The sequence below is a fragment of the Serratia sp. K-E0102 genome, assembly GCF_029962625.1.
Lineage (GTDB): Bacteria > Pseudomonadota > Gammaproteobacteria > Enterobacterales > Enterobacteriaceae > Serratia > Serratia sarumanii.
Window position 1 is genome coordinate 3,112,772 of the sequence record NZ_CP124754.1, and the last position, 18,522, is coordinate 3,131,293.

Annotated in this window: 18 protein-coding genes; 13 read left to right on the plus strand and 5 right to left on the minus strand. The window is 58.4% G+C overall.

Features of this window, described 5'->3' with window-relative positions:
- Positions 1-4: 4 nt before the first annotated feature.
- The 5 genes from cheA to flhD all read right to left on the minus strand — a co-directional run bounded on the left by cheA (position 5) and on the right by flhD (position 5,086).
- Positions 5-2,053 (minus strand): chemotaxis protein CheA, encoded by a 2,049-nt coding sequence (gene cheA / locus SSARUM2_RS14950; RefSeq protein ID WP_060449725.1) that lies wholly within the window; start codon positions 2,051-2,053, stop codon positions 5-7.
- Positions 2,050-3,120, minus strand: a complete 1,071-nt coding sequence (gene motB, locus SSARUM2_RS14955) for a flagellar motor protein MotB (protein WP_047571541.1) — start codon at positions 3,118-3,120, stop codon at positions 2,050-2,052. The genes cheA and motB overlap by 4 nt, the downstream gene beginning before the upstream one ends.
- Positions 3,117-4,007: a flagellar motor stator protein MotA gene (gene motA / locus SSARUM2_RS14960; protein ID WP_015378266.1), complete on the minus strand. Its 891-nt coding sequence runs from the start codon at positions 4,005-4,007 to the stop codon at positions 3,117-3,119. The genes motB and motA overlap by 4 nt, the downstream gene beginning before the upstream one ends.
- A gap of 144 nt (positions 4,008-4,151) precedes the next feature.
- Positions 4,152-4,736, minus strand: a complete 585-nt coding sequence (gene flhC / locus SSARUM2_RS14965; protein ID WP_016927281.1) for a flagellar transcriptional regulator FlhC — start codon at positions 4,734-4,736, stop codon at positions 4,152-4,154.
- The gene (gene flhD, locus SSARUM2_RS14970; RefSeq protein WP_033647796.1) at positions 4,736-5,086 is read right to left on the minus strand and encodes a flagellar transcriptional regulator FlhD; all 351 of its coding nucleotides are present in this window, start codon (positions 5,084-5,086) and stop codon (positions 4,736-4,738) included. The genes flhC and flhD overlap by 1 nt, the downstream gene beginning before the upstream one ends.
- Before the next feature lie 928 nt (positions 5,087-6,014).
- On the opposite strand from flhD, the gene SSARUM2_RS14975 reads away from it, so the two are divergent.
- The 13 genes from SSARUM2_RS14975 to tssJ all read left to right on the plus strand — a co-directional run bounded on the left by SSARUM2_RS14975 (position 6,015) and on the right by tssJ (position 18,519).
- Positions 6,015-6,377, plus strand: a complete 363-nt coding sequence (locus SSARUM2_RS14975) for a hypothetical protein (protein WP_049194652.1) — start codon at positions 6,015-6,017, stop codon at positions 6,375-6,377.
- 54 nt (positions 6,378-6,431) lie between these two features.
- Entirely contained in the window at positions 6,432-6,647 is a 216-nt protein-coding gene (gene ydgT, locus SSARUM2_RS14980; RefSeq protein WP_033635010.1) for a transcription modulator YdgT, read from the plus strand.
- Positions 6,648-6,844: 197 nt separating this feature from the next.
- Entirely contained in the window at positions 6,845-7,264 is a 420-nt protein-coding gene (gene uspC, locus SSARUM2_RS14985) for a universal stress protein UspC (protein ID WP_033635011.1), read from the plus strand.
- Between the two features lie 85 nt (positions 7,265-7,349).
- Positions 7,350-8,384: an NADP-dependent oxidoreductase gene (locus SSARUM2_RS14990; RefSeq protein ID WP_060438541.1), complete on the plus strand. Its 1,035-nt coding sequence runs from the start codon at positions 7,350-7,352 to the stop codon at positions 8,382-8,384.
- A gap of 826 nt (positions 8,385-9,210) precedes the next feature.
- Positions 9,211-11,550: a type VI secretion system tip protein TssI/VgrG gene (tssI, locus tag SSARUM2_RS14995; protein WP_033647800.1), complete on the plus strand. Its 2,340-nt coding sequence runs from the start codon at positions 9,211-9,213 to the stop codon at positions 11,548-11,550.
- 10 nt (positions 11,551-11,560) lie between these two features.
- Positions 11,561-11,950, plus strand: a complete 390-nt coding sequence (locus tag SSARUM2_RS15000; protein WP_033647801.1) for a DUF3592 domain-containing protein — start codon at positions 11,561-11,563, stop codon at positions 11,948-11,950.
- 101 nt (positions 11,951-12,051) lie between these two features.
- The gene (locus tag SSARUM2_RS15005; RefSeq protein ID WP_060452571.1) at positions 12,052-12,552 is read left to right on the plus strand and encodes a hypothetical protein; all 501 of its coding nucleotides are present in this window, start codon (positions 12,052-12,054) and stop codon (positions 12,550-12,552) included.
- 170 nt (positions 12,553-12,722) lie between these two features.
- Positions 12,723-15,275, plus strand: coding sequence for a DUF2169 domain-containing protein (locus tag SSARUM2_RS15010; protein WP_049234714.1), 2,553 nt, complete (start codon positions 12,723-12,725; stop codon positions 15,273-15,275).
- Positions 15,272-16,339 (plus strand): pentapeptide repeat-containing protein, encoded by a 1,068-nt coding sequence (locus SSARUM2_RS15015; protein ID WP_033635019.1) that lies wholly within the window; start codon positions 15,272-15,274, stop codon positions 16,337-16,339. The genes SSARUM2_RS15010 and SSARUM2_RS15015 overlap by 4 nt, the downstream gene beginning before the upstream one ends.
- Before the next feature lie 30 nt (positions 16,340-16,369).
- Complete coding sequence (locus SSARUM2_RS15020; RefSeq protein WP_033653621.1) at positions 16,370-17,005, plus strand: DUF3540 domain-containing protein; 636 nt, start codon at positions 16,370-16,372, stop codon at positions 17,003-17,005.
- Positions 17,006-17,021: 16 nt separating this feature from the next.
- Positions 17,022-17,414 carry a DUF4150 domain-containing protein gene (locus SSARUM2_RS15025; protein ID WP_004934933.1) on the plus strand — a complete coding sequence of 131 codons (393 nt, stop codon included), beginning with the start codon at positions 17,022-17,024 and terminating at the stop codon, positions 17,412-17,414.
- 44 nt (positions 17,415-17,458) lie between these two features.
- The gene (tagV, locus tag SSARUM2_RS15030) at positions 17,459-17,959 is read left to right on the plus strand and encodes a type VI secretion system accessory protein TagV (RefSeq protein ID WP_033638520.1); all 501 of its coding nucleotides are present in this window, start codon (positions 17,459-17,461) and stop codon (positions 17,957-17,959) included.
- 29 nt (positions 17,960-17,988) lie between these two features.
- Positions 17,989-18,519 (plus strand): type VI secretion system lipoprotein TssJ, encoded by a 531-nt coding sequence (gene tssJ / locus SSARUM2_RS15035; protein WP_050595943.1) that lies wholly within the window; start codon positions 17,989-17,991, stop codon positions 18,517-18,519.
- The last annotated feature ends 3 nt before the right edge of the window (positions 18,520-18,522 follow it).

The window sequence follows — 18,522 nt, forward strand, 5'->3', positions numbered from 1 at the left end:
ATTATTATGCGGCGGCGTCCGTCAGACGCTTTTCACGGTTCAAGGTTTGCAACGCCGAGACATCGACGATCAAGGCCACGCTGCCGTCGCCCAAAATGGTCGCGGCGGAGATGCCCGGCACTTTGCGGTAGTTGCTTTCCAGATTCTTCACCACCACCTGGTGCTGGCCGATCAGTTGATCCACCAGCAACGCATAGCGGCGGCCGGCGCTTTGCAGGATAACGACGATGCCCTGCGTGGCGTCGGTTTTGGCGCCGTCCACTTCGAATACCCGATACAGCTCCACCAGCGGCAGGTATTCGCCGCGCACCTGCAGCACGCGTTCGCCCCCGGCCAGCGGATGCAGATCTTCCGCCTGCGGCTGCAGCGACTCCATCACCGCGTTCAGCGGCAGGATAAAGACTTCGTCGTTCACCTTGACCGACATGCCGTCGAGGATCGCCAGCGTCAGCGGCAGCAGGATGCGGATGGTGGTGCCTTTGCCGGCCTGCGAACGGATCTCGACGTGGCCGCCCATCTCCTGAATATTCCGTTTCACCACGTCCATGCCGACGCCGCGGCCGGAAACGTCGGTCACCTGCTCGGCGGTGGAGAAGCCCGGCGCGAAGATCAGCATGCCGACTTCTTCGTCGCTCATGCTTTCGCTCACCGCCAGCCCTTGCGACGCGGCCTTGGCGAGAATTTTTTCGCGGTTCAGGCCGGCGCCGTCGTCGATAACCTCAATACAGATGTTGCCGCCCTGATGTTCGGCCGACAGCACCAGATTGCCTACCGCCGATTTGCCGGCGGCGATGCGGGTGGCCGGCTCTTCGATACCGTGATCGAGGCTGTTGCGCACCAGGTGCGTCAACGGATCGATGATGCGTTCGATCAGGCTCTTGTCCAGTTCGGTCGAGCTGCCCTGCAGCGTCAGCTCCACCTGCTTGTTCAGCTTGCCGGCCAGATCGCGCACCAGGCGCGGGTAGCGGCTGAAGACGTATTCCATCGGCATCATGCGGATCGACATCACCGACTCCTGCAGATCGCGCGCGTTACGCTCCAGCTGGCTCATGCTGTTCAGCAGATCGCCGTGGTTGACCGGATCGAGCGTGCCGGAGCGCTGCGCCAGCATCGACTGGGTGATCACCAGCTCGCCCACCAGGTTGATCAGCTGATCCACCTTTTCCACCGCCACACGAATGCTGGTGGACTCGCTCGCCTTGGCGCGCGCTTTCGGCGCTTCCGCCGCTGCGGCGGCCGGTTTAGCGGCAGGCGGCGCGGCGGCCGGTTTAGCGGCAGGCGGCGCGGCGCTGGCGACCGGCGCTGGCGCAGGTTCCGGCACGGCGACCGCTGCCGGTAAGCTAGCTTCTGCGACGGCCGGTTCGCTCGGCGACGGCGTCGAGAAGCTGATTTGTTCCGGTTCCAGCACGAAGCACAGCACGGCGCTGATGTCGTCTTCGCTGGCGGAGGTGAGCAACGTCACGTCCAGACTGTGTTCCGTCTGATGAGGGTCTTTAACCTCACCGAGGTTGCCCAGCTCTTCCAACATCAAGGGGATTTCACTGGCTTTCAGCCCGTTCAGGCTGATGCGCATGCCGCCTTCGATCGCCGCCGGCGCGGCCGCCGGCTTCACGACAGGCTGCTGAACGGCCGGTTGAGCCGCGGGCGCCGCCTGCTGCTGTTGCGCTTCCAACGCCAGCTGGCGCAGCGCCTGGCAAATGTATTCAAAGCTTTCGGCGTCAGGCTGTTGCGAGGTTTTATAGGCGTCCAGTTGCTCCTGCATAATGTCTTTGGTTTCCAGAAACAGGTTGATAATCTCGGTGCTCAGGCTCATTTCCTGGCGTCTTGCACCGTCCAGCAGGTTCTCCAGCAGGTGGGTGGTTTCCTGCAGCACCGAAAAGCCAAAGGTCGCCGCGCCGCCCTTGATCGAGTGCGCCGCGCGGAAGATGGCGTTCAACGGCTCGATATCGGGGGCCAGCGGATCCAGCTCCAGCAGATGTTGCTCCATGTCGGCCAGCAACTCGTCCGCCTCATCAAAGAAGGTCTGATAAAAATCGCTAATGTCCATGCTCACGGGGTCACCTCTGGCTGTGAGTCGCGGTTAGTCGGTGCGGGTGCGGCCGCCGGTTGTTCCGGCGCCTGATCGGCCGGGGCTATCGCCGGGGATGCCTGCGCTGGGACGCTCGGCGCTGGCGTTGACGCCGCCGGCTCCGGGGCTGCCGCCGAGTGCTCCGGCGTTTGGCTGGCCGGTGCAGTTGCCGACGGCGCCAGCTGTTTCAGGCTGTCCGGCTGGGCGATATCCATCGCGTTGCTTTCGGCATTTTCATGTTCGATGCCTTCTTGCGTTTGCTTATTCAGCACCAGCACGGTGATGCGACGGTTAATCGCGTCATCGGCGCCGTGCTGTTTCAGGCTCATGGTCGCCGCCATGCCCACCACCCGCAGCACCTTGCCTTCCGCCAGGCCGCCGGCGATCAGCTCGCGTCGGGAGGCGTTGGCGCGATCGGCCGACAGTTCCCAGTTGCTGTAGCCGCGCTCGCCGCTGGCATAAGGGATATCATCGGTGTGGCCGGACAGGCTGATCTTGTTGGGCAAATCGTTGAGGATCGGCGCTATCGCCCGCAGAATATCGCGCATGTAGCTCTCGACCTGCGCGCTGCCGGTTTTGAACATCGGCCGGTTTTGGCTATCGATAATCTGGATGCGCAGCCCTTCGTCCATCATGTTGATCAGCAGATGCGGGCGCAGCGCCTTCAGGCGCGGATCGGACTCAATCAATTCATCCAGCTTTTCGCGCAGCTTGTTCAGGCGCAGCTCTTCGGCGCGCTTGTCCGGCGAATCGACCTGCTTTCTCACCAGGCCGTGCTGCTGCGTAGGATCGTCGCCGCCGCCCGGGATCGGGCTGCTTTCGGAGCTGCTCTTGTCACCGCTGGTCAGGGCCACCTTGAGCGGCGTGCGGAAGTATTCGGCGATTTGCGTCAGCTCCTGCGGGCTGGCGATCGCCAGCAGCCACATCACCAGGAAGAACGCCATCATCGCCGTCATAAAGTCGGCATAAGCGATCTTCCAGGAGCCGCCGTGATGGGCGGCATGATGCGACTTGCGCTTTCTGACCAGAACGACCGGATGATTCTGTTTCATGCTTCTTCTTCTTCCGTCGCCTGCTGCGCCGGCGCTTTCACGCGGCGCACGTGTTCTTCCAGCTCAACGAAAGAAGGACGTTCGGTGGTATACAGCGTTTTGCGGCCAAACTCGACGGCGATCTGCGGCGCGTAGCCGTTCAGGCTCGACAGCAGCGTGACCTTGATGCACTGCATCATCTTGACGTTTTCGGCGCTCTTCTGGCGCAGCAATGTGGCCAGCGGCGAGATGAAGCCGTAGGCCAGCAGAATGCCGAGGAAAGTACCGACCATGGCGTTGGCGATCAGCGCGCCCAGTTCCGCGGCCGGCCGATCGGCCGAAGCCAGGGCGTGCACCACCCCCATCACCGCCGCGACGATACCGAACGCCGGCAAGGAGTCGCCCACCATCGCCAGGCTGCCGGCGGGCACTTCGCTTTCCTGCTCGTAGGTTTCGATCTCTTCGTCCATCAGCGCTTCGATCTCGAACGCATTCATATTGCCGCTCACCATCAGCCGTAAATAGTCGGTAATGAACTCCACCAGGGTGTTATCGGCAAGGATGCGCGGATAATTAGAAAAAATTTCACTTTCTTGCGGATTATCGATATCGAACTCGAGCGACAGCATGCCCTGCTGGCGCGATTTGGCCAGCAGGCGGAACAGCAGCGCCATCAGATCCATGTACAGATCTTTGTTGTATTTGGAACGGCGCATCAGCCGCGGCAGCGCGCGCAGCGTGGCTTTGATTGCCTTGCCGTTGTTGCCGACGATGAAAGCGCCGACCCCCGCCCCGCCGATAATCAGAAACTCCGCCGGCTGATACAACGCACCGAGATGGCCGCCCACGATCAGGTAGCCGCCAAACACCGCACCCAATACCACCAGATAACCCAAAATAACTAGCACACGCATTCCTTAAATTAACAATGTGGATGGAAGGTGGGGCAAACGCGCCCTGGCGCACAGACCAGGCTGCGTGTCTGGGGGCGGCATGCCGCCCCTGCGTATCACACGTCGGTATTCATTGCCGAGAGCCGGCAATGTGGCGGCTCAAATGGCGCGTTTGACCTGCTCGTCCAGCAGTTGAGGAATAATATCGGCCAGTTGCGGCGAAAGTTTACGTCTTTTTACGGCGCGGGATGGGGGTTGGCATAAACTGCAGATGAAACCGTTCAGCGGCTGGTGCGCGTGGGTGATAAATGCGCCGCCGCAGCAGCTGCAGGCAGAGAGCTGCAGCATGCCGCTGTCGACGAAACGCACCAGCGTCCAGGCACGGGTCAGCGCCAGCAACGGCGCCTCACCAGCCTGCTGAGGACACTGCTCGAGATAGAGGCGATAGGCTTTGATCACCGCCTCCACTCCGCTGCACTGCCCGCTTTTCATCAGAAACAGGTAGGCGTTGTAAAACATCGACGAGTGAATATTTTGTTCCCAGGTCATAAACCAGTCGGTTGAGAACGGTAACATTCCTTTTGGCGGCGGGCTGCCGCGTAACTCCTTGTAAAGTTTAATCAAGCGCCCGCGGCTGAGCTGGGTTTCGCTCTCCAGCATCTGCAATCGGGCTCCCAGCGAAATCAGCTCCATGGCGAGCTGAATGTCCTTGGCTTCTTGAACGATACTTTTCTCAACCATCATCAGGCTCTTTTCTTCGTCGGGCTAGCGTCTTTACTCGATAGCTCTTGCAGTAAATGGCTTGATAGCAAAATGCCGGTATGGATTTGTTGCAGATCGTCGACGCGCGACTCTTTGGTCAGGCGTTCGATGGTCTGGCTTTCGTTAAAGCGGAAGTGGCAAACCAGCTGGTTGGTCTCGGCGAGTTTAACCATTTGCGGCAAAGTCAGCTGCGCCAGCGCATCGGCCATGGCTTCATCAATGCCAAGACGGAACATCGCGGAGGCTTTTTCATCGTTGATCAAACGCTGTGCTAAAAGTAAATATGACAGATTGATGTCATAAATATGCTTAAGTAATTCAGACGTACCCATATTCCCCATCCCGACAGACTATGTTTAAAAACATACGCTGGGTGATAAATTTTATCGCCCGTGACCTGGGTTGTTTCCCAAAGCTGGCAAATTAATCTCTCAAAAACGACTGCTATAATTTTCAACAATCGCTAAATTTGACCACTGTTCAGTATTTGCTACGAGCGTAAACCAACGTGTATGGATGTACAGCATTCTGCTTCGATAGTGTTTAGTCACCATGAAACTATTTTTACAAATTTAATAAGATTATTCCTAAAGCAGCGCAACTCTACCCCCGAACCATTAGCACACACAATGTAAGTGAGAGGCAATTTTAAATACAATGTGACATAGATCACAAAAATAAAAAATAATTAAGCCAAATACACCCAAATACGCTCACTTATTGACCGCTATTTTGTTCACAAAACAGCCATAGGTAAAAAAACGTCTTAAAAACAATGTTTATCCGCCAAAAAATTATCTTTTTTAGATCAATTCGAACAAAAGCATCACCAAACCAAAATAACAGAACAAAAATCTGTGTATAGGCGACAAACTCAGTATAAATAACCATTTGAGTTACTAAAAAATATCCAAGCTGAAAAATAACCTGTGTAAACTATAAGGTTATTAGCTATCGGATTTGACTTAAGCCCTCAGCCTGAAGCTGTTCTAATTTTCCACATCAGGTGATTATGGCTTATCAATGATTCGCAGGCGTAGTGAACAAGCTAACAGACGTAACGATATGTTTCCGTATTAGCGCGATGCAAGAATGCTTTTTCTACATTAGAGTTCCCCAAAACGACATATCGGCAGCAATCCATAAAACTTTAATGCCTTTTATTTCTTTTTCTTTCGCCGTGATAATTCCCTCTCCCCCAGGGATTATTTACATGGCTTACGTTTTCATCACTTCATTGTCATAAAATAAAACGCAGTTTTGTTTTACTCTTCATATTTCCCCATCGAGAAAAACGGCTTTTCAGCGCAAGCGACGACGACAAACACCGCACAATGCCGCAGCGGCACCACGGACGGTGAAAAAATCACCGCAAAAGATGGCCTGGCGCGGTGCCGCGAGCTTGTGCACGGCAAGAACGACGACGCGTCGGCCGTCAGCGGCCCTGAGACTTTCCCTATTTATCCGTTTATCAGCAGGATGAGATTGCTGACGGCGCATTGGCATATTATGATTTATCAAAGCGCCGCTACGTGCGGCGTGACATCATTACCCGGTGCAATTTATCTACTTGAAATGATTTTTGTCAGGTCGTACATCGCTGCCTCGACGGCGTCGCCGTGAGCCGCCGATGTGTTATTCACCCGGCTTTAACTATTAACAGGCTATATTTTAATCATGACCGATACGCTCGAATATCTGCTGACATTCCGTAAATGCTCCTCTTTGGACAGCCTGGAGAAGGTGTACGACAAACTGAACTACTCCATTGAAAATGATAAAGAAATGAGCAACATGTACCGCGCCGCCGACCACCGTCGCGCCGAGCTGGTTGCCGGTAAATTGTTCGATCTGGGCAAGGTGCCGAAAACGCTGTGGGCGCAGGTGCTTTAATTCAGTGAAATTACGTGCGGCAACGGTTTTATCTTTTATTGCTATATAACCGGGGTAAATTCGGCTTTTATTGCCGCGCGTGATGCGAAACACATTTATTCCCCCCGCCAGGCTCTACCCTTTATCCGACGCAGTACCTCCGCCCAGGCCGCCGATGCGGCAGCCTGGAATGCGATGGATACAACAAGGAGTGGGATATGGGGTATCAAAACGTTCTGGTCACCGTCGCCGTTGCCCCTGACAGCCACCGCCTGGTGGAAAAAGCCGTCTCCATCGTCCGCCCTTACGGCGGCAGCATCACCTTGTTAAGCACCCTCGCCAACCCGGAAATGTACAATAATTTCGCCGGGCCGATGCTGGGGGATTTGCGCTCGTTGATGGAGGAGGAAACCCGGCTGTTTATGGAGGAACTGCGTCAACGCGCCGGTTACCCGATCGCCGATGCGCTGATCGTGCACGGCGAGCTGGGTGACAGCCTGGAATACGCCAGCCGCCGTCAGCCGTTCGACCTGCTGATCTGCGGCAATCATCGCGACGGCATGATGAATAAGGTCTCCTGTTCCGCCGCCCGCTTTATCAATATCAGCCACATCGACGTGCTGATCGTTCCGCTCTAAGGCTAAGCACATTCGGTAACGTTGCCTTGCCGCCCCTGGACTAGGCTTAACGCATCTTGTTTGTCGCAACGCAAAGGAGCTTTCGATGTCCCCTTCTTCTCAACAGAACCGCCGCTTCCTGCTGGCCGCGCGTCCGCACGGTGAACCGACGGCGGCCAACTTCCGTCTCGATACCGTCCCCGCACCGCAGCCCGGCGCCGGACAGCTGGTGCTGCGCACCGTTTATCTGTCGCTGGATCCTTATATGCGCGGGCGCATGAGCGATGCCCCCTCCTACGCGCCGCCGGTGGAGATCGGTCAGGTGATGGTGGGCGGCACGGTATCGCGCGTAGCGGCTTCACAGCATCCCGATTTCAACGTCGGCGATTGGGTGTTGGGTTATGACGGCTGGCAGGATTACGCCCTGTCTGACGGCAGCGGCCTGCGCAACCTCGGCCCGCACCTGCCGCATCCTTCCCGCCTGCTGGGCGTGCTGGGCATGCCGGGATTTACCGCTTACATGGGGCTGCTCGACATCGGCCAACCGCAGGCGGGAGAAACGCTGGTGGTGGCCGCCGCCAGCGGGGCGGTCGGTTCGGTGGTCGGCCAAATCGGTAAGCTGAAAGGCTGCCGCGTCGTCGGCATCGCCGGCGGGGCGGAAAAATGCCGCTATGTGGTGGAAGAGTTGGGTTTCGACGCCTGCATCGATCACCGCGCCCCTGACTTTGCCGAACAGCTGGCGGCCGCCTGCCCTAAAGGCATCGACATCTATTACGAAAACGTCGGCGGGGCGGTGTTCGACGCCGTACTGCCGCTGTTGAACACCAAAGCGCGCATTCCGGTGTGCGGCATCATCGCCCATTACAATGCCACCGGGTTGCCTGCGGGGCCGGACCGCTTGCCGCTGCTGGAGGGACTGATCCTGCGCAAACGCATCCGTATGCAGGGCTTTATCATCTTCGACGACTACGGCTCACGCTTTGACGAGTTCTTGCAACAAATGAGCAGTTGGGTCGAACAGGGAAAAATCAAGTTCCGCGAGGACATCGTCGACGGGCTGGAGCAGGCGCCGCAGGCGTTTATCGGCCTGCTGCAGGGCAAGAACTTCGGCAAGTTGGTGATCCGCGTCGCCGACGAGTAACCGGTAACAGGGCGTGGTACACCACGCCCTGCTTTTAATGCACGGCACCGTCGCCGAATCTCACATCCTCCTCTACCGTCAGCGTCACCTGCACGATAGTGCGCACCGCTTCCACCCTCGCCGCCAGCGCCCTGCTCGGCTTGCCCGGATGCGCCGCCGCCGGCAAACGCGCAACGCGTACGCATTCTCCCGCTGCCTGACGAATTGGCCATCACGTCTTTCCCCATTGAGCCGATCGCCGGCCGGCAGAGCGCGACCCGGCCTTAATCTGGCTCTGCGGCCTGATAAGCCAAATCTCCTTCGCTCCCTGTCCACATTAATAATTGCTGCATTATCAACCGTTCAAACCCTCGACCAACGGCCTGCAGAGGGGGCTTTCCACGCCTACCAAATAGGAATCATCCGAATTAACATTCGGGAAATTTATATATTTGATCATCTTTAAGTGGCAAATGGTAAGGATAAAAAACAGTCAGTGACTTTTTTTACGTAAAAAAAGAGTTGTTTTATAAGCACGTTGACTTAAGTGTTACAGATTTATTTTTTGGTATTACCAATTACCCAATAATTTGAGATAAAAAATGATCTGCTCGCATGTATATGTTTTAGATGATTAAAACCAAGATCGTGAGCAAGTTAACGAATTGAGCATTGATCCACAAGGCTATTTTGCAAATGCAGAGCTCTATTGTAGACTGCACAAATCGTGCCTTTGTGTAAACTTTGTTAAATCTTTCGTCAGTTCCTGTCTCCATTCGTGACAGATACGCCATCGGGATCGCGCGTCAATTCTCGTGCGGTAGCTATGCCTAAAGCGGGGAATAGTATGGATCGCCTTATCATTGCGCACACGCCTTTGCCCTCCCATCAGCTGTTGTTCCGAAGCCTTTCCGGTGAGGAAAAACTGGCCGGATTGTTCGAGTTCGACGTCGAGCTGCTCAGCCCCGACAATCGGCTCGATCTGAAAGCGCTGCTGGGACAAAAAATCACGTTGGAGCTGCGGGGCAATCCGCTGGCGCCGCGCTATCTCAACGGCAATATCACGCGCATGACCCTCTCCGGAAGGGAAGCCGGCGGCAACCGTTACTATATCTACCGCGCCGTGCTGCGCCCCACGCTGTGGTATCTGACGCAAAACCGCGATTTCCGCATCTACCAGGAAAAGACCGTTCCCGACATCCTGACTCAGGTGCTGGGGCAGTATCAGGTGAAAATCGATAATCGCCTGAGTTACGACTACCGCATCTGGGGGTACTGCGTGCAGTACCAGGAGAGCGATTTCGATTTCATCAGTCGCCTGATGGAGCACGAAGGCATCTATTACTATTTCACGCACCAGCAAGACGGCCATACGCTGGTGCTGGCTGACGCGCCGTCGGCGCATCAGGAACTCGCCGGCTACGCCAGCATTCCCTATCAGCTCGCGGAAGGCGGCCTGGTGGAAAACAAAGACAGCATCAACAGCTGGAGCGTTTCGGACGCCATCACGCCCAGCCTGTATAGCCTGGATGACTACGATTTTCGCAAGCCGCGCGCGCGGTTGCTGGAGGCGCGGCAGAATCCCGCCTCGTTCGCGCAGGACAAAGCCGAGGTGTTCGACTGGCCCGGGCGTTATACCGATCACGCCCACGGCCAGTTTTACGTCAAGGTTCGCCAGCAGGAGTTCGAAGCGCAGCACGAGCAGATGAGCGGCGAAGGCAGTTCGCAGGGCATTGCGCCCGGCTACCGTTTTCAACTGATCCAGGCGCCGCGTATGGAGGACAACCGCGCCTACCTGGTGGTCAGCGCGCATTACTTCATGCAGGAAAACAGCTACGCCAGCAATGATAACGACGTCGGCGAGCAGCGTACCGAATTTCAGGTCGTTCCGGCGGACATCAATTGGCGCCCGGCGCGCATCACGCCCTGGCCGAAAACCCACGGCCCGCAAACTGCCGAAGTGGTGGGGCCGGAAGGCGAAAGCATCTGGACCGATAAGTATGGCCGGGTGAAACTCAAATTCCGTTGGGATCGCCACGGCAGCGGCAATGAAACCAGTTCCTGCTGGGTGCGCGTCTCCAGCGCCTGGGCCGGCTGGAAATACGGCGGGATCCAGATCCCGCGCGTGGGCGAAGAAGTGGTGGTCGACTTTATCAATGGCGATCCGGATCGCCCTATCATCACCGGCCGCGTTTACAACGAAGACAGCATGCCGCCGTGGGATCTGCCCGGCGACGCCACCAAAATGGGCTTTATGAGCCGCAGCAAAGGCGGCGGCGCCGACAACGCCAGCTTCCTGTTCCTGGAAGACTCGCCCGGCAACGAATCTTTCGACATGCACGCCGAACGCAACATGAACATGACGGTGGAAAACGACAAGAACGTCAATATTGACGGCAGCCGCACCACCACCATCGGCCGCAAGCAGGACGACACCGTCACCGGCGACGCCACGTTCCTGTACAAAGCGAAACGCACCACCACCGTCGATGGGCTGGAAACCGCCAACCTGAACGCCCACCAGACGGTGAACATCAAAGGCGGCCGCGACCTGACGATTATCGACGGCGGCGATAAAATCGACATCACCGGCAATCAGTCCTTCAAGCTTGACGGCGCGCAGACGCAAAACATTACGCAGACCCAACACGTCACGGTGAAGGGCAATCAGACCCTCGACATTACCGAAGGGCAACAAACCAGCACCATCAAGCAAGGGCAAACGGTCAACATCACCTCCGGCGGGCAGCACACCACCATCACCGCCGGCGGGCAGGAATTGACGGTTAAAGGCGGCGGCCAAACCGCTACCGTCACCGGGAATGTCACCGAGACCTACAAAAACGATCAGAGCACGACGATCACCGGTACGCTGACCATCAAAGCGAAAACGATCAACATCACCAGCGCGGACGGCGTGTCGGTGCAGACACCGAGCTGGAAAGATAACTGCCACGGTTGGAAATGGGTGGCGACGGGGGCCAACTTCGCCTTCTACGGCTCCAATCTTGCGTTGACAGGAGCCAGCCTGAAACACACGATGCTGGATATCTCGCACAATCCGCTGGCGATCAGCAAAACCAATTTCAAGCTCAGTAACGATCCCATGACGTTCACTCAGCTTGGCGCGCTGGTGACCAACGGCGCCTTACGGTTGAGCACCAAGGCGCTGGCGATCTTTTTATAAAGGGACTCCCATGTCGAAGGCCAAAAATGTTCTCACCGTTATCGGGTTGATTTTATTGGCTCCTATCCTCAGCCTGGTGGGTTTTTTCAAATTCATCACGGTCGATATCTGGGGTTATTTCAAACATATCGGTTCTTCCCTCAGCGTGATGGAGAACGGTATTTCCGCCTCCGGGCAAATCGTCAGCATTCGCCAGACCAACCTGTGGGACGGGAATCGGCCGGTCTGCGAAGTCGAAGTCAAATACATCGCCCAAGACGGAAAAAACCATACGGCCGTGGCGAAAGGCCCAATTAGCGTCGTGGATCTGCCGCGTTATCAGCCGGGCCATTTCACCGCGATCAAGTACGATCCGAAGAACCCCAAAAAAGCGGTGATCGAAGAGCTTTCCCGGCTTTGAGCGAAAAGGCTCCTTTCAATCACGCGATCCGATTGCAACGCTCTGCCAACGGCTTATCGTTCATCGGTTCGCTAACTCACCTTGCATAAGGAAAAGTCACGATGGGCGCGTTCATTGCCTTTTCGACGCAGGACAGCCTCTGGGGACAAATCCTGTTTACCTTCTTTGGCATCCTGGTTGGCTGCGTCTTGCTCGCCGCGATCGGCAAAACCTTTTTGTCGGCCAGCCGAGCGGCCGCGTTGCCTGCGCGGTTGCTGATCTTTGTCGCGCTGATGCTGGCGCTGCTGAAATACAACCAGCAGGTGATGTCTGCGGTGAATGCCCCCGCAGAATTGATCGGGTTCCTGATTTTGCCCGGCTTTTTGATGGGTTACCTGGGTGCGGCGCCCACCGGCAGACTGGCGCTGGTGATAGAGCTGCCCTGTTTTGCGGCGCTCGCCGCGCTGCTGATTCTGGGCGCCGCCGACGTCGAATTTTTTGCCCCCTATCACCTGGAGAGCGCCGGCCAATTTATCGCCAAGGCGATCGCTGCGGCATTGTCCGTCGCCGCCGTGCTGTTGGCTCGCGGAATAAACGGGAAGGACGGCGCACTGTCCTCTTGATCATCCCTTTCGAAGCGGGGCCCTCCCCGCATTAACGATCGGCGCTGAACGCCGCATCGTTTTCTTCATCTGTTGTGACATAGCCTGATATCTATTAAACCGAAAAACGGATTGTTTTTGAGCAGCAGCCTGGCTGCCAGCTGATATCCACAGGAAGCTTTACACACACAATGAAAGTCGTAAAACCTCTGCGCCTCAGCGCGCTTCATCGCCCCTTCTCTTGGCAAGGGCAAAACCATCTGGGCGTTTCCGTTTTGGCCTTGGCCGATATGGGGGCTTCCCCGCGCCTGCGCCCCGAACCGGAGCTGTGGCAGTTGGCCGCCGAAGAACTCACGCTGAGCGGCGGCGTGCTCGATTTGGCTATCCCCAAAGCCTGCGCGGAGTTTCTCGCCACCGGTAACGCCTACACCCACCATCAACAAGACAAAACCGCTTGCGCCGTAAAGATCCAGCTGGATTCGCTGGAAAAAACGCTGGTGGTTTTCGGCGATCGCCATTGGATCAACGATCGTCCCTCCACTCCCCTCCCTTTTGCAGAAATGCGTCTGGACTGGCGCCGGGCTTACGGCGGCACCCAGTTCGCCGATAATCCGCACGGCATCGGCGCCACTCCAGAAACATTTCCGCAGGGCCGCATCCATCGCCTACCCAATATTGAACCGCTGCAGGGGCGCCTCGCGTCTCCTCGGCAAAGCGCGCAACCGGCGAGCTTTGACGCGTTGGATATCACCTGGCCGCGCCGCTTCTCCCGCATCGGTAAAAACTACGACGCCGACTGGTTGAAAAACGGCTTTCCCGGCTTCGCCAACGATATCGACTGGCGCCTGTTCAACATGGCGGAAAGCGATCAGCAGTTTCCTCAACGCGACAGTTTGCCGCCCCGCGCCGCCTATCGAATTTGGAACATGCACCCTTCAGAACCGGTGCAGCAAGGTCATTTGCCGCCGTGGCGCACACGCTGTTTCATCAACCGGCTGCGCGGCGACGAAACGCATTTCGAAGAAATCGCGATGCGCCACACCACCGTCTGGTTCTTCCCGCATCGGGAACAGATGCTGCTGATTTATCAGGGCAGCACACGCATCAATGAAGACGATGCCGCCGACGTAATGCAGCTGATGCCGGCTTTGGAAATCGAAGGCGAGCCCCGCTCCACCGCGCATTATCGGCAGGTGTTGACCCAGCGGCTGGATAAGGAACGGGGGGTTCTGCACGCGTTTCGTGAGCAAGAGTTGTTGCCGGAAGCGTGCATCGGCGCCTGGCTGGATACGGAAACGCCGACGCAGCAAAGCCCGATGGCGGAAAATATCGCCGCCTACGAGCACCGGCAGCGCGAAGAGCACCGCCAGCGCCTGCTGCGTGAAGGCCAGGACATCGATGAACTGTTCCCGCTGCCGTCGCAAGACGCGCCGCCGAAGCTGGATCAACTCGCCGAATTCGTCGAGCGTCTGGAAAGCCAGGCCGAGGCGCAGTATCAGGACATGCTCAAGCTGGCGCAAGCCGAGGGTATCGATCCGCGCAATCCCGGTGGGGATCACGTGCCGCCATCCGGTGCGGAAAGCTACCAGCAGCAGCGCGATCTGCTGTTCCAGGAGGCGCGCCGGCATCCCGACGCGTTCAGCGAAAAACAGCTGGGGGAAAGCGAGCGCGCGCTGCACCAAATGTATTTAATGTCGGCACAGGCGCAAAGCCCTGCGCTGCGTTTAAGCGGCGATCTGGCGCAAATCATTCGCCAACGCGTCACCGCCGCCATGCTGCGCGATAAGGATCTCAACGGTCTTGATCTCACCGGCGCCGATCTGTCCGGCATGGATCTCTGCCAGGCTAACTTGCGCGGCGCTTTGCTGGAAAACGCCAATCTGCGCCAAACCCAACTGGTGGGTTGCGACCTTCGCGAGGCGATGCTGGCGCGCGCCGATCTCAGCGGTGCCGTCTTGCAGCAGGCCGATCTGAGCCACGCCTCTTTGGCCCTGGCGAAATGCGAAGCGACGGATTTCGGCGGCGCGCAGCTGCACGAAACCAACATTCAGCAAACGTTGTTTCAACGCTGCGATTTCACGATGGCCTCATTACGCGATTTGCTGGGATACGAAACCTTGCTCGGGCAGTGTGACTTCAGCCGCGCCACGCTGGCCAACATTACGCTGATGGAGCTGCAGTTGGAGCAGCTGACATTCCGCCACGCCCGGCTCGACAAAGTCAGCTTCGTCAAATGCCGCTTGCAGGCGGTGAACTTCGATCGGGCGCGGCTTGAAAGCTGCGCCTGGGTTGATACCGAGACGCAAAACCTCAGTTTCCGCGCCGCACGCCTCACGGCCTGCGCCTTTGCGGCAAAGACGCTGCTGCCGCAGGCGGATTTCAGCGACGCGACGCTAAACCAGTGCAATTTACGCCAGATGCCGTTGCAGCGGGCCAATTTCAGCCGTGCGCGTCTCAATAATTGCGACCTGTCGGAAACCCGGTTGAACGACGCCGATTTCCGTCAGGCCAACGGCAGCGGCAGCCTGTTCATTCGCAGCGATCTGTCTCGCGCCAACCTGCGCGACGCCAATTTCATTGCGGCGATCCTGCAAAAATGCGTGCTGTCAGGCGCCGACCTGCAGGGCGCCAATCTGTTCCGGGCCGACCTGTCGCAGTCGCAAGTGGATCAGGCGACCCGGCTCGAGGGCACCTATACCGCCAGGGTGAAAACATTGCCTCGCCACAACGGGAAGGAAGTATGACCTCAAAGCCAGAGCAAATACGCCAGCGCGTGAAACGCGGCGAGCTGATTGCCGGTGAGGATTTGCACGGCCTGTCATTCGCCGGTATGGATTTGGCCGGCGGCATGTTCAACGAACTGAACCTGAACGGCGTGAACTTCTCCGATTGCGATCTGCGCGACAGCGTCTTCAGCAATTGCCGGCTCGAACAGGCGCAATTTGCACGGGCGAACCTGAAGCAAACGGCCTTCAACCAGTGCGCCATGTCGGGCGGCCGCTTCAGCGAGAGCCATATCGAACTGACGATGTTCAACGACTGCCGGCTTGAACAGGGCGACTTCAGCCGGCTGGCGCTCAACCAAAGCCACTGGATGTCATGCCAATTGGCCGGCGCGAATTTTTCCGCCACTCAGCACGATCGCACCACCTTTTACGAAAGCCCGCTCGACGGCGCTGCGTTGAATCAGGCGCGGTTATCTCTTGTCACGTTCTTCCGATTAAATCTCCGTGACACAAGGTTTGAAGGGGCAGATTTCGACCGCGTCACGTTTTTCGAATGTGACCACCGCGGCAAAAGTTACGCCGGGCAGCGCCTGATCGCCTGCCAGTTTACCGATAACCAACTGGACGACGTCGATTTCAGCCAGGCGACGCTGCGTCAAAGCAACTTCAAGGGCGCTTCGCTGCGGCGCGCCAACCTGGCGGGCGTGCAGGCGCAGCAGTCGCTGTGGCTGGAGGCCAATCTGACCCACGCGCAGTGCCGCGGCGGGCAGTTCGATCAGGCGATCTTCAGCGAAGCGACGTTGGACGCCGCCAACTTCAGCCAGGCGCGCCTGTATCAATGCGTATTCCAGCACAGCCGCGCGGCGCGCTGTGATTTCAGCGACAGCGACCTGACCTACGCCGACTTTTGTTATGCCGACATCGGCGCCGCCGATTTCCGCCGCGCGCGCTTTATGCGCACCCGCATGCACCGCGCCCATCAGCAGCAAACGCGCTGGGGCGATCGCAGCGGAATTCTCGAGCGCGACGAAGAGCTGTACGCCGCCGAAACCTGGAGCGCACAGCGCCAGAGCCGAATCTGAATGCATTGACCACTTCACGAGGGGATCACCATGAGCGTTGCCAACACAACCCGCGCCGTCAACATCGCACCGCCCCAGCAGGCCGCCGGCCAGGTCGTCAACCTGTTGCCGGACGGCAGTCTGGTGGTGGAGTGCGAAGGCCGCGGCTGGCATTGCCGCCGGGCGGCGAGCTGCCTGCTGACGCCGGCACTCGGCGATAACGTGCTGGTCGCCGGCTGCGGCCACCAGCTGTGGGCGATCGCCGTCCTCGAACGTGCGGAACCGCAAAGCGCGGCGCGGCTGAGCGTTGCAGGCGATCTGCACATTGAAACGCCGAGCGGCTCGCTGTCGCTGCACGGCGCGCAGGCGCTGAAACTGAGCGGCGACGCCATGACGCTGCAGGCGAACAGCGGCGACTGCCAGGTCGACAAGATGAAATACAGCGGCGAAGAGCTGTCGGCCTTCGTCAGCATCAGCCGCCTGGTCGGCAAACGCTGCGAGTCGCTGTGGCATTCGGTCAGCCAGATCAGCCATTCGCTGTTCCGCAAAGTGCGCCAGACCGAGCACGTGCGCGCCGGGCAACTGGATTACCAGGCGGAAGATTACGCCCGCATTCATGCCCGCAACACGCTCATTACTTCAAAAGACATCACCAAGCTGGATTCGGAACAAATCCACGTCGGATAACCTGCGGAGGCCTTTTATGTTTGCCAACAGCCAAATGATCGGCGTGGACCTGGCGTTTCCCGACGTCTGTCTGACGCCAAGCCCGGCGCCGGTACCCGTGCCCTACCCGGATATCGCCCTGGCGCCGACCGCCATCCCGAACGCGTTCAACATTCTGTTCGTCGGCACCCCGGCGCACAACATGGCGACGGTTACGCCGCTGACCAACGGCGACAACCCCGGCGTGGCCACCGGCGTCGCTTCCGGGACGGTGATGGGGCCGTCCCGCCACCTGACCGGCGCCTTTACCGTGCTGCTCAAAGGCACCCCGGCCACCCGGCTGACCAGCCTCAGCCTGCAGAATTCCACCAACGCGCTCGGCATGCGCATCGTGCCGAGCCAATTAAAAGTGTTGCTGCTTGCGCCCTGATGACGGCGCCCTATTACACAGCCATTAAACAAGAAGAGGACATTGTGAAAACACGGATTACCCTGACGCTGCTGACCGCCCTGACGCTTGCCGGTTGTTCCACGCCGCCGCCACCGCCGCCGGCGCTCAATAACGACGCCATCGTCAGCAGTGAGGTCAACGGCGTCACGCTAAAGCACCGCGCCGCGGTGAGCGCGCCGCAACAGTTCAAGCCGATCGGTGAGGAGTACCGCAGCCTGTACGCCGCCAGCATCATGAGCAGCCCGAATTATACCGGCACCGCCGTCGGCAGCCTGGACAACGCCGCCGCGTTCTACGCGCTGGGCGAAGTGGAAAACAACTGGCTGGCGATCTCCGCCATCCGGGGCGGCGACCTGGTGGGTTACATCCAGGCCAACGCCGGCGTACCGGAAGCGCGCTACAAATCGACGCTGCGCAAAGATCTGCCGCGCCGCGCGCGCGCCGCCAAACAGGACTGCGTCAAAGTCGGCGGCGACAGCAAGGCGTGTAAAAACGCCGGCTCAGCCACCTGGATCCTCCAGTAGTCAGCACGCCTGCGGGCGACGAGATTCCCATGATGACGACCCCTATCGCTTCCCGCTGGTGCGGGATGCTGTTTTTGCTGCTGGGCGCGTTGGCGCTCGGCGGCTGCATGTCTTCCGCCAAAAGCGTGCCGTCGCGTTACAGCCTGGTGTTCGATGCCGATCGCCAGGTCAACGCCGCCGCCGGCGCGCAACCGGCGCCGATAAAAATTCGCGTGCTGCTGCTGCGTTCGGATGCGGAATTCATGGATGCCGACTTCTTCAGTCTGCAAAACGACGCCAAAAGCGTGCTCGGCAACAGCCTGCTGGACAGCGATCAGTTCTTCCTGACGCCGGGCCAGAGCGGCAAAAAACTCGGTGGGCAAAGCGCGTTGGATGCGCGCTACATCGGCGTGATCGCCGAATATCAAAATCTGGACGGCAAAACCTGGCGCCTTTCACTGCCGCTGCCGGAACCCACCGAAACCAATTTCTATAAGGTATGGCAATTCTCGCCGGATGAGCTGGAAGCGCATATCGTCGCGGGCGTGAGTGGCCTGCGCCCCGTAAAAAAGGTCGACTGACCT

What these genes read in the sequence shown, in the direction of transcription:
- motB (WP_047571541.1), bottom strand. Translation starts at nt 3,120, where the DNA reads ATGAAACAGAATCATCCGGTCGTTCTGGTCAGAAAGCGCAAGTCGCAT.
- flhC (WP_016927281.1), bottom strand. Translation starts at nt 4,736, where the DNA reads ATGATGGTTGAGAAAAGTATCGTTCAAGAAGCCAAGGACATTCAGCTC.
- flhD (WP_033647796.1), bottom strand. Translation starts at nt 5,086, where the DNA reads ATGGGTACGTCTGAATTACTTAAGCATATTTATGACATCAATCTGTCA.
- ydgT (WP_033635010.1), top strand. Translation starts at nt 6,432, where the DNA reads ATGACCGATACGCTCGAATATCTGCTGACATTCCGTAAATGCTCCTCT.
- uspC (WP_033635011.1), top strand. Translation starts at nt 6,845, where the DNA reads ATGGGGTATCAAAACGTTCTGGTCACCGTCGCCGTTGCCCCTGACAGC.
- SSARUM2_RS14990 (WP_060438541.1), top strand. Translation starts at nt 7,350, where the DNA reads ATGTCCCCTTCTTCTCAACAGAACCGCCGCTTCCTGCTGGCCGCGCGT.
- tssI (WP_033647800.1), top strand. Translation starts at nt 9,211, where the DNA reads ATGGATCGCCTTATCATTGCGCACACGCCTTTGCCCTCCCATCAGCTG.
- SSARUM2_RS15000 (WP_033647801.1), top strand. Translation starts at nt 11,561, where the DNA reads ATGTCGAAGGCCAAAAATGTTCTCACCGTTATCGGGTTGATTTTATTG.
- SSARUM2_RS15005 (WP_060452571.1), top strand. Translation starts at nt 12,052, where the DNA reads ATGGGCGCGTTCATTGCCTTTTCGACGCAGGACAGCCTCTGGGGACAA.
- SSARUM2_RS15010 (WP_049234714.1), top strand. Translation starts at nt 12,723, where the DNA reads ATGAAAGTCGTAAAACCTCTGCGCCTCAGCGCGCTTCATCGCCCCTTC.
- SSARUM2_RS15015 (WP_033635019.1), top strand. Translation starts at nt 15,272, where the DNA reads ATGACCTCAAAGCCAGAGCAAATACGCCAGCGCGTGAAACGCGGCGAG.
- SSARUM2_RS15020 (WP_033653621.1), top strand. Translation starts at nt 16,370, where the DNA reads ATGAGCGTTGCCAACACAACCCGCGCCGTCAACATCGCACCGCCCCAG.
- SSARUM2_RS15025 (WP_004934933.1), top strand. Translation starts at nt 17,022, where the DNA reads ATGTTTGCCAACAGCCAAATGATCGGCGTGGACCTGGCGTTTCCCGAC.
- tssJ (WP_050595943.1), top strand. Translation starts at nt 17,989, where the DNA reads ATGATGACGACCCCTATCGCTTCCCGCTGGTGCGGGATGCTGTTTTTG.